Annotated in this window: 8 protein-coding genes; 2 read left to right on the top strand and 6 right to left on the bottom strand. The window is 65.5% G+C overall.

What is annotated here, in order from left to right:
* Positions 1-277: 277 nt before the first annotated feature.
* Positions 278-1738 (top strand): porin, encoded by a 1461-nt coding sequence (locus VK519_RS16020; protein ID WP_324351392.1) that lies wholly within the window; start codon positions 278-280, stop codon positions 1736-1738.
* Here the strand turns inward: VK519_RS16020 and VK519_RS16015 are convergent.
* Genes VK519_RS16015 through VK519_RS16000 form a run of 4 tightly spaced genes read right to left on the bottom strand, consistent with a single transcriptional unit; the run spans position 1735 to position 7761 of the window.
* Positions 1735-3498, bottom strand: coding sequence for a M28 family metallopeptidase (locus tag VK519_RS16015; protein WP_324351390.1), 1764 nt, complete (start codon positions 3496-3498; stop codon positions 1735-1737). The genes VK519_RS16020 and VK519_RS16015 overlap by 4 nt on opposite strands.
* A 55-nt stretch (positions 3499-3553) precedes the next feature.
* Positions 3554-4777, bottom strand: a complete 1224-nt coding sequence (locus tag VK519_RS16010) for a hypothetical protein (RefSeq protein WP_324351389.1) — start codon at positions 4775-4777, stop codon at positions 3554-3556.
* Complete coding sequence (locus VK519_RS16005; RefSeq protein ID WP_324351387.1) at positions 4774-7104, bottom strand: bifunctional diguanylate cyclase/phosphodiesterase; 2331 nt, start codon at positions 7102-7104, stop codon at positions 4774-4776. The genes VK519_RS16010 and VK519_RS16005 overlap by 4 nt, the downstream gene beginning before the upstream one ends.
* Before the next feature lie 6 nt (positions 7105-7110).
* A complete protein-coding gene (locus VK519_RS16000; RefSeq protein ID WP_324351385.1) occupies positions 7111-7761 on the bottom strand; it encodes a cupredoxin domain-containing protein in 651 nt (216 codons plus the stop codon).
* 101 nt (positions 7762-7862) lie between these two features.
* On the opposite strand from VK519_RS16000, the gene VK519_RS15995 reads away from it, so the two are divergent.
* Positions 7863-8432 (top strand): DNA-3-methyladenine glycosylase I, encoded by a 570-nt coding sequence (locus VK519_RS15995; RefSeq protein ID WP_324351382.1) that lies wholly within the window; start codon positions 7863-7865, stop codon positions 8430-8432.
* Between the two features lie 11 nt (positions 8433-8443).
* Here VK519_RS15995 and VK519_RS15990 read toward each other — a convergent pair whose 3' ends face one another.
* Positions 8444-9466: an LLM class flavin-dependent oxidoreductase gene (locus tag VK519_RS15990; protein ID WP_324351381.1), complete on the bottom strand. Its 1023-nt coding sequence runs from the start codon at positions 9464-9466 to the stop codon at positions 8444-8446.
* On the bottom strand, positions 9463-10270 hold an 808-nt coding region (locus VK519_RS15985; protein ID WP_414692765.1), incomplete at its 5' end, for an ATP-grasp domain-containing protein. The genes VK519_RS15985 and VK519_RS15990, both read right to left, overlap by 4 nt.

The following is a 10270-nucleotide window of genomic DNA, read 5'->3' as shown; positions in this document are numbered from 1 at the left end:
CGCGGGAAGGCGGTTGGCATCGGCGTGGATCTTCTTTTGTGAAGGGGGTGGCCGGCGCGCCATGGTTTCCCCTAGGTGGCGGCCGAAGCCGCATTATCGCCGCAGGAACGCCGGGTTTGAACTACGAATTTTTGACGAATTGTATAAATATCTGATTCTATTGCGATTGTTTTCGCAGCCTTTTGCGCCAGCTGTCACAACGCGGAAACATCCAGTCCGTAGCGTCCGTCTTCGTCGCCAGGATCGGCGACGCGATTTGCACACAAGGAACGTGAGCATGAAACGAAGCATCCTGGCCGTGGGTCTGTTGGCCGTTATGTCGACTATCGACGCCGCTGAAGTGGACGTCGAACTTTACGTCGATCAACAGACCCGGCAGATTTTTGCCGAGGCGGGCCCCGGCCGGACCAGGCTGGGGGCGTTCCGAAAAATCGAGGAGCCCGCCGCCCAGGGTCACGCCACCGCGGACATCGCTGCGCCGTCAACGGTCACCGGCGCGGATGCCGCCCACGAGGCCTCCCCGGCCCGCGGCGACCGCCGTCCCGCCGAAGCAACCATCGCCGCCTCCACGGCAAGGGTCGCGGCGGTCAAGCCGCCTGCCGGGCCATGGCACGAACGCCTGCAGGTTCGCGGTTACGTGCAGATGCGTTACAACCAGGTGCTGTCAGGTGACGAAGCCCAACTGGCCACGCCAGGTGACAAGTTCCTCGGTGCGAATCAGTCGTTTGGGCTGCGTCGTGTGCGGCTGGTCATCAGCGGCCAGGTGAGCGAGCGGGTATTCGTCTATCTGCAGCCGGACTTCGGCAGTACGCCCACCGGTTCAACGACCTCCAATTTCGGCCAGCTACGCGACGCCTATGCCGATATCAGCCTTGACCGCGCCCATGAATGGCGCGTGCGGGCCGGGCAGTCGAAAGTGCCTTATGGTTTTGAGAACCTGCAATCGAGCCAGAACCGACTGGCACCCGATCGCGCCGACGCGCTCAATGCCGGAGTGCGTGACGAGCGCGATCTTGGATTCATCCTTTATTACTCGCCGAAGATTGCCGCCCAGCGTTTCGGGGAACTCACCAAGTCGGGGCTGAAGGGCAGCGGGGACTATGGCGTACTTGGACTGGGCGTCTACAACGGCCAGGGGGCCAACCGCGCCGAGGGCAACGACCGGCGGCACATGGTGTTGCATGCCACCTGGCCGTTCAAACTGTCCTCAGGACAGTTCGTTCAAGTGGGCGCCGACGCCTACGCCGGCCAATACCGGGTGGGCACGCCGACTTCAATCAAGATCGACGGCATATCGTTTACCCCTACGGTTGATGCCGGCCTCCAAGGCTCTACCGATCGCCGGGTTGCAGCCCACGTGATCTGGTATCCGCAGCCTTTCGGCTTGCAGGCAGAGTGGACCGTGGGCGAGGGCCCGCAGCTGGATGTCGCGCAGCAGCGCATCCGTACCCGCTCGCTGCGCGGTGGCTATGTGCAGGCCATGGTTCGCCGCACGGGCACCTATGGCGTGCTTACGCCCTACGTGAAGTGGCAAACGTACCGGGGCGCGGCGAAGTTCGACACCAACGCCCCGCGCATGCTGGTCGACGAGCTCGAGGCAGGCGTGGAGTGGCAGCCGTCCCATGCGCTGGAAATCGCCGTGGCCTACGCCAACATGCGCCGTACCAACACGCGCCAGGCGCCGTACCCAAAGGTGCGGGCCGACGTGGCGCGCGTGCAACTGCAGTGGAACTTCTAGTGCTTCTTCTTCGGCTTCGCAGCAGGCTTGGCAAGCATCGCCTCGCGCGCCGCGCGGAACTCGCTGCCTTCGCTCCAGGCCGGCCACATGTCGCTGTCGGCCAGTTTCGCTCCCACGTCGTAGTAGGCCTGCACGTTCTGCATCACGCCGGTGAAGTCCCAGCGCGGGTCGAAGACGTCGGCCGGCTGGTGGTAGCGGTGGGCCACGTAGTCGGCCACGGCAGCTTCCCCGGCCGTCTTGCCGCCCTGGATCATGTCCACGCCGCCGCCGGCGGAAAGCGCCGGCACGCCGGCCTTGGCGAAGTTGAAATGATCGGAGCGGAAATAGTGGCCCTTTTCCGGCGCATCGTCGCCGCTGACCACGCGGCCGCGGGCGGCAAGGACATCCTTCAGTACATCATCCAGTTGCGACTGGCCCAGGCCCACCACGGACATGTCGTGCGTCGGGCCCATGATGTCGATCGCGTCCATGTTGATGTCGGCCACGGTCTTGGCCAGCGGGAACACCGGGTGCGCCACGTAATACTTCGAGCCAAGCAGCCCCGATTCCTCCATCGTCACCGCGGCGAACACGATGCTGCGCTCCGGGTGCGGGTTTTTCGCGGCGAAGGCCTCGGCGATCTCCAGCAGCGCGGCGATGCCGGTGCCGTTGTCGACGGCGCCGTTGTAGATGTTGTGGCCCTTGATCGAAGGATCGGTACCCAGGTGGTCCCAGTGCGCGGTGTAGACGATGGCTTCGTCCGGGTGCTTGCTGCCTTTCAGTACGCCGACGACGTTGCTGGAAATGGACGTACCGATGGTGCTGTCGAGCGTGATGGACGCTTTTGCATCCAGCGGCACGGCCTTGAAACCGCGCTGGTTGGCCTGGGCTGCGAGCGCGTCGAAGTCCTTGCCGGCCTTGGCGAAGAGCCGCCTGGCGGCGTCGAGGGTGAGCCACCCGGCGATGGGCATGCGGGGGGCAGGGTCTTCGCTGACGGGGAGGTCGAGCCGCGGCATCGAGAAGCCTGATTGCACCACGTTCCAGCCGTAGCCTGCAGGTTCGGTCTGGTGCACGATGAAGACGGCGGCGGCGCCCTTGCGCGCGGCCTCTTCGTATTTGTAGGTCCAACGGCCGTAGTAGGTCATTTCCCGACCCTTGAAGAGCGCCTTGTCGGTGCCGTTCCAGCCTGGGTCGTTCACCAGCACCACCACCGTCTTGCCCTTCACGTCCACGCCGTCGAAGTCGTTCCATTGCTGGTCGGGCGCCTCCACGCCGTAACCGGCGAAGATGATGTCGGAATCTTTCAGTTCCACGTGGGCCGATGCATTGAGCGTGGCAACCACCATGTCCTTGGCGAAGGCGAACGATTCGGTACCGCCGCCTTCAGCGACGGTGAGCTTGAGCGCGTCCTGGTTCTGCAAGGTCGTGGTAACGGCTGGAACGGCCTGGAACCATTCACCTTTCACGCCAGGCGTAAGGCCGATGCGCTTGAACTGCTCCACCAGGTAGTTGGTGGTCAGGCGTTCACCGATGGTGCCCGGCTTACGGCCGGCGAATTCGTCCGAGGCGATGGTACGCAGGTGGGCGGAGAAGTCGTCGGCGTTGATACCCGCCTGGAACGTGTGCGTACCGGGTGGCACCGCCGGTACCGGGGGCGGAGGCGCGGTGGAGGCCATTGCCGGCGCGGTGGATGCGGTCGCCGGGGCCTGGGTGTCGTTGTGGCTGGAACTGCACGCGGCAAGCGCGGCGACAAGGATGATGAGCCAGGGCTTGCAGTGCATGGAGATGCCTTTGAGCGCGGGGATCACCGATGGTGCCCCCCTCGGGCGAGCCGGGTCAATACAACAGGCGCGCGCTTACCTGCATCTGGGTAGCTTTAACGTGGGGCGATTGGCCTTCGCTTGCCAGGTCCAAACGGTAGCTGTCCACGCGCATCAATTCATAGGTGATGCGCAGCCAGTCGCGCGGACGCCACGCCAGTGCCGCCGTCACCGCGTTGCCGTGCTCGCCGCCGTCGCCGAAGCTGGAGTCGGTATCGGTGCTGAAGTGTTCCACGCGCAAGGCAGGCCGCCAGGCGCCCTGGTTCCAGCCCACCAGCACGAATGCAGAGCGGAAGTGTGTCTGTACGTGACGCATCCCGGGCCGCGCCAGCGTGCCTCCTTCCATGGCCTGCGCGATCAAGGTGACGGGGCCCGATTGCGTGGTAGCGCCAAGCGACCAGAACTTCGTTCGCCAGGCAAAGAGACGGTCTCCGCCTTCATAGGGCACCCATGCATGCGGGTCGGCATTGTTGTCCCAGCGCAGCAGGGTCACGCGCGTATTGCCCGGCGCGCGCCAGGTGACGTCGGCGTGCCAGCCGATCTGGTTGGTGACGCGGCGGAAGGGATCGTAGCGCTCGGTGGGCGCCTGGCCGTCGTCGTCGGGCTTGTCCGGCAGACGGATGCGCTCGCCCAGGCCGTAGGTCAGGTCGCTGAGTGACCAGCCTCGCACGGCCAGGATGTTGCCGGCGATCTCGTTGCGACGGAACAGCGCCCCGGTCACGGCGAGCGAGCTGCCTTGGCCGCGCCATTGAAGTTGTCCCTGCAAGCCGACATCGCGCAGTTCTTCTCCCACCCAGCTGTTGATCGCCGAGGGCGTGATGGTCCATGGGCTGGTCCACCCGATGCCGTCGTTCTCCAGCGACACCGGCGGAAAGAACACGCCGGCCTGCAGCGACCAGCGCCATGGCGAGAGCGACACGGGGCGATAGCGCAGGTAACTTTCCACCAGGCCGAGCATGCGGTGGTCGGTGGTCTGCGCCTGCACGTCCACCAGGCCGAACAGTGCAGGGGTGGCCTGGGCCGTCACGACCAGGCCGCCGCCACCGAATTGCAGGCGGGTGTCGCCGTTGCCGTAGCGTGTCTTGCCGTAGCCGCCTTCGGTAAAGCTGGTGGGGGAGGGTGCATCCACCAGGCGTCCATCGAGGAAGGCATGGATTTTTACGTCCTGTGCCGGTGCGACGCTGCCAGCGACTGTGAGCCCGGCGAGGAGGACGCCGCGAACGCTGGCTGGGGCTGTCATGTCGTCGGGCCGTCGACCAGGAAGCGTTCGGCGAAGGCCAGGGCGGGCATGGCGGCGGCAATCTGGTAGCCCTGGGCGCAGTCGCAGCCGACTTCACGCAGGTAGTCCAGTGCCGCTGCGTCTTCGGCGCCTTCGGCGGTGACGCGCAGGCCCAAGCGGTGGCTCAGGTCCACGATCGACCTCACCACCACGCGGTCGCCCTCGTCGCTGGCTAAGTTGCGGATGAAGGTCTTGTCGATCTTCAGTTCGTGGATAGGCATCTGGCGCAGGTAGGCGAAAGAGGATCGGCCAACGCCGAAGTCATCCACGGCGATCTTGAACCCTAGATCGGCAAGTCGGCGCAGTTCCTGAAGGGCTCGGGCGGGATCGGCGATCACGGCGCTTTCGGTGACCTCCAGGGGAAGGATCGACGTGGGCACGCCGTGGATGGCCGTAAGGTCGCCGATGCGGCGGGTGAGATCGGGGTCTTCCAGGTCGCGCGCGGAAAGGTTCACCGCGATGTTGATGGGGTGCCCCGCCTCGGTCCAGCGGCGGGCACGGGCCAGGGCGTCGTTGACTACCCAGCGGGTCAGGCGGCCGATATTGCCGGTTTCCTCGGCCACGCCGATGAAGGCGTCCGGTGGCACAAGGCCGCGCCGCGGGTGCTGCCAGCGGATCAGGGCTTCGGCCGCCATGACGCGTCCGCTGGAAAGGTCCAGCTTCGGCTGGTAGTGCAAGGTGAGCTGGCCCTGGTCGATCGCTTCGCGCAGGTCGCCCATCAGCGAGAGACGGTCGGGCCGGTGCGGGTCGGTGGCGGCATCGTAAAAAGCCAGGCCGCGCGCCGACCCTGCCGCCGCGAACTGGGCTACCTCCGCATGGCGTAGCAGGGTGGCGGCGTCCTCGCCGTCCCCCGGGGCACACGCGATGCCGATGGCCGGCCCCATGTCGATACTGAAGTCGCCTTCGACGAAGGGTCGGCCCAGGGCATCGAGCAGGCGCGAGGCCAGCTCCGTGGCACGGGTACGGCCGGCATCGGGAAGCCACAGGACGAACTGCGTATCGGACACGCGCCCGACGAAGCGCGAACCTGCCAGATCCGACAGGCGGCGACCCGCGTCGTGCATCAGCCGGTCGCCCAGGGCATGGCCCACGGTCTTGATGATGTCCGGAAGGCGGGTAATGCCAAGCATCACCAGGGTTGCCTCGGAGGTCGCGCGGGGGCGCTCGATCGCCGCCTGGCTGGCCACCCGGTTGGGAAGTCCGGTCACGGCATCGTGAAGCGCCTGCTCGCGAATGCGCTCCTCGCGCTGGCCGATGGCCACGGTCATGGCCTGGAAACTGGTGGCGAGCTGGCCGATCTCGTCATTGCGCCGCATTCCCTCCGGTGCCCGGTAATCGCCCGCCTCGATCCGCCGTGCGGCGGCGGCCAGCGCTTCCACGGGCCTGGAAACGCTTCGGGCGATCAACAGCGAGCTGAGCACGCCCAGTACCAGGCCCAGCACCAGCAGCCCGGCCCAGGTAAGCCATACCGAGCGATACGGGCGTAAAGCCTCGTCCAGTGAATAGCCCAGCACGGCGGCTACCTCCGGGTCGCCCGCTGCCTGGGGAAAACTGCGCGCCAGCACCAGGTATTCGCGTCCGCCGGACTGGGCAAGCACGGGTGCATCCGGGAAATGATCATTGCCGGCGAAGAACCCGGGGGGCAGCCGTGCCTCGCCTCCGCCATGGGCCACCACCGACCACGGTTTCCCCGCTGGCCGCGTCATCATTTCCACGTCGCGCGGCAGGGTGGAGAGCTCCTGCATGTGCGAAAGCAGCTTATCGTCGATGGGAACGCTGGCCACGACCAGGCCTGCCGGCTGCGGGGCATAGATGGGCACCACCACTTGCCAGAACACCGCGCCGTTCTCCGCAACCACCGCGGCCTTGCGGCCGTCGAAGGCGCCCTGTAACAGGGTGGCCCTGGCAAACGGCACGGCGGCTGCACCGGCGTGCGCCGTATCGGCCTGGACCTTGCCGTCCAGCCCCACCAACTGCATGCGCGTGGCACCGACCCGGCGGCCATGGTTGCGCAGGATCGAGAGCACCGTACCGTGGTCTTGCTCGCCAATGGCCGAGCGCAGTCCGTAGTCCTGCGAGAGGATCTGTACCGACGAGGCCACCCGGGTGGCGATGTCGTCCATCTGTGCCACGAAGGCGTTGGAGTTGGCTTCCAGCTGGGCGCCGCCTTGCCTTACCAGCTCGCGGCGCGCCACCTCATAGCCCAGCCCTGCCGTCAGCGCCTGCACGGCGATGATGGTCGCCACGAAGAACAGCGCAACCCGCAGGCGGAAGCCCAGGTGTGGCATGGCTCGTCAGTAACCCATGTGCTCGCGGTCCATGCTGGCCCGCGGATCGGGGAGCAACGTCAGGTGGGCCTTGAGCGGCGTGTCGGAACTTCCCTCCGCGATGACCGTTTCCAGCCGGGCGCCCTGGTCGCCGGGCTTGAGCTGCGGGTGCCAGACGCGCAGTTGGTAGCTGCCGGACGCAAGGCCCTCGAATCTTGCGTTGCCGTCCTTGCCTGTCACGCGCGCCGGTGCGCTGGTGACGAACAGGTAGGTGATCATCTCATCGTGGATGTTGCAGCCCACGGCGATGATGCCGCTGCCGTCGATGGTCAGCGGCGGGGAACTGGTGCCCGGGCGCAGCACGTATTCAAAGCGCTTGAGCTCGGAGAACGAATACACCTGGTGGCGGGTGTTGTCCGAATTGCGGAAGACCACCTTTTCGCCAGGTCGCATGACCTCCACGTAGGGTATGAAGGTCTCGTCGCGCTGGTCGATGGTGTGCGTGGCCGGTGCGGGCGTGGCCGCGGCCGCATCGCCGCCGGGTGATTCCAGCGTGACCACCGCGCTATCAGCCGGATGTCCGTGTCCGTCGTCCACGTGCACCACCAGGGTGCCACCGTAGGCGTTGGCCGCCAGCCCCAGGACGAGCCCGGCCAGTGTTTGGTATGCCCTGCGCATGCCGTTCTCGCGTCCCCTTGGAAAGCGCCCTCATGGTAGCTGGGCACAGGCACTACAATGCAAGCCATTGCCGACATCGGCGTGGGAATCGGGTAGGCACCATGGCCAAGGAAGTCATTCGCTGTGCGTGGGCGGGTATCGATCCGAAAATGTGCCACTACCACGACACCGAATGGGGGGTGCCCATCCATGACAGCCGCTCGTTGTGGGAAAAGCTGGTCCTGGACGGTTTCCAGGCAGGGTTGTCGTGGAAGACCATCCTGCACAAGCGCGAGGCGTTCCGCGAGGCATTCGACGGATTCGACCCCGAGAAGATCGTCCGCTATGGCAAGCGCGATGTGAATCGCCTGATGGCCAATGCCGGCATCATCCGCTCGGCGTCGAAGATCGCCGCCACCGTCGGCAATGCACGGGCCTTCCTCGACATGCAGGAAGCTGGCGACGATTTCGCCGATTTTGCGTGGGCTATCGCCGGTAACAAGCCGCTTCGCAACGGCTGGACGTCAACGGCCCAGGTTCCGGCACAGACCGAAAGCTCGGTGGCCATGTCCAAGGCGCTCAAGCAACGGGGCTTCAAGTTTGTCGGCCCCGTTATTGTGTATGCCTGGATGCAGGCCACCGGCATGGTCAACGACCACGTGCAGGGCTGCTTCCGCTACAGGAAGGTTTGAACCTTCCGCGGTCAGTGCCTGCGTATCACTTCGGTGGCAAAGCGCTCCATTTCTTCCAGCTGCGGGCTCATCTGAAGAAGCAGGAGGTCAAGGCCGGCGTCTTCGAAGGCCTTGATACGATCACGCACGTGCGCCGCGGTGCCGACCAGCCCCGGTCGAAGGCCGCGGTTGGACACTGAATATTCGCGGATCTTCAGCTCGCGCTCGAGCTGCGTCCCCGACAGCCACTGGTCGAAATTGGCAAAGCCCGGGGCATCCGGGTCGAGCGTGGTGATGCGTTCCACTTCAGCCTGGGCTTCGTCGTCGGTGTCGCGGACGATGGCGTAAGCGGCCATGCCGTAGATCATCGGCGGCAGGCCGGTTTTTTCGCGGCGGGCGCGCATATCGGCGATCTTTTCAGCGATCACCACCGGTTCGTCGCCATGCATCACGTACGCGTCGCAGCGGCTGGCGATGAGGTTCTTCGCTGCTTCCGATTCACCGCCGGCGTAGATGGTGGGCCGCGGCGACGACTTCGGCTTCGGCTCGCAGATGGCGTCGGTGAGCTGGTAGCGCTCGCCCTGGTGATTGAAGGGCGTTTGCGACCACAGGCCGTCGACCACGGTCAGCCATTCGGCGGTGCGGCCATAGCGATCGTCGTGCTGGTCGAACTGCAGGCCATACTGGGTGGCTTCATCGGCCCACCAGGACGACACCACGTTCAGCGCCAGGCGGCCATTGGAGATGTTGTCGATGTTGGCCGCGGCCTTGGCGAACAGCGCCGGGTGATGGAAGTTCGGACGCACCGCCACCATGATTTCAAGCCGTTTGGTAACGGCGGCGAGCGCCGCGGCACTCGACCAGGCATCCATGGCCGGTTCCTTGACGCCCTTGATGTCGTTGAGGTTGAGCTCGGCGATCAGCGTGAGGTCGTAGCCGATCTCTTCGGCGCGACGGCAGAGCCGGCTGAAGTAATCCCAGCTGGCTTCCATGTTCTCGTCGCGTACATTGCGCAGCCAGCCGCCGAAAACCGGCGCCCAGAATCCGTACTTCATGCGGCTTTCCCCTGGTACGTTTGGATGGCCTGGTGCAGGTAGTCGGCCAGGTTTTCATGAGGATCCCAACCCAGCACGTTCAGCGGGTCGGCGACGAAATTCGACAGGCCATTGATGTCGTAGTAGCGGCGCGTGCCGTCGCGATCGTCCACCATGAACTCGATACCGCCGATGTCCAGGTTCGATGCGCGTGCGATGGCCTCGGCTTCGCGGATGGTCTCAATGTCTGGCTTGAACTCGACCGCGCTTACCGTCGGCTTGTCGACCAGGCAGAAGTCCGCCGGGCACAGGTCGAAGGTGCCGCCGTCGGTGTTCAGCGCGATGGCGTAAAGGAACTTGCCGTCGAGCGTTTCCATGCGTACGGCCTGCGCGTTTCGTGCGGGCACATATTCCTGCACCAGGCAAACGCCGTCGATGCCGGTCGGCGTGATGCCGGCGAGGACAGCCGCGCGAAGCTCTTCGGTCGTGTCGTAGCGAACCACGCCGCTGCCCGAACCACCGATATTCACCTTCACGATCACTGGGAACCGTAGGCCCAGCGTGGCCGCTTCCAGGTCCGCCCTGCGATGCACCACGCGCGTGGCGGGAATGGCCAGCCCTTGGGCCTGGATCACCGCCATCTGACGGGCCTTGGAAGCATCCACACTGAGCGCGCGGGTGCCATTGATCACCCGGGCGCCATTCAATTCCCAATGCGCGTAGAGCGCCTGCGCATAGAAGATGGGGTGTTCGTCCTGGCGCAGGAACGAGCTCATGGCCAACCGGCTGAAGATCACTGGAGCCGGCGGGGTGCGTTCGGCCAGG

Source organism: Pinirhizobacter sp., assembly GCF_035317885.1.
GTDB lineage: Bacteria > Pseudomonadota > Gammaproteobacteria > Xanthomonadales > Rhodanobacteraceae > Pinirhizobacter.
This window is presented reverse-complemented; position numbering and strand designations above follow the sequence as displayed.

Coding starts and splice junctions, on each gene's coding strand:
- VK519_RS16020 (WP_324351392.1), top strand. CDS start 278: ATGAAACGAAGCATCCTGGCCGTGGGTCTGTTGGCCGTTATGTCGACT.
- VK519_RS16005 (WP_324351387.1), bottom strand. CDS start 7,104: ATGCCACACCTGGGCTTCCGCCTGCGGGTTGCGCTGTTCTTCGTGGCG.
- VK519_RS15995 (WP_324351382.1), top strand. CDS start 7,863: ATGGCCAAGGAAGTCATTCGCTGTGCGTGGGCGGGTATCGATCCGAAA.
- VK519_RS16015 (WP_324351390.1), bottom strand. CDS start 3,498: ATGCACTGCAAGCCCTGGCTCATCATCCTTGTCGCCGCGCTTGCCGCG.
- VK519_RS16000 (WP_324351385.1), bottom strand. CDS start 7,761: ATGCGCAGGGCATACCAAACACTGGCCGGGCTCGTCCTGGGGCTGGCG.
- VK519_RS16010 (WP_324351389.1), bottom strand. CDS start 4,777: ATGACAGCCCCAGCCAGCGTTCGCGGCGTCCTCCTCGCCGGGCTCACA.
- VK519_RS15990 (WP_324351381.1), bottom strand. CDS start 9,466: ATGAAGTACGGATTCTGGGCGCCGGTTTTCGGCGGCTGGCTGCGCAAT.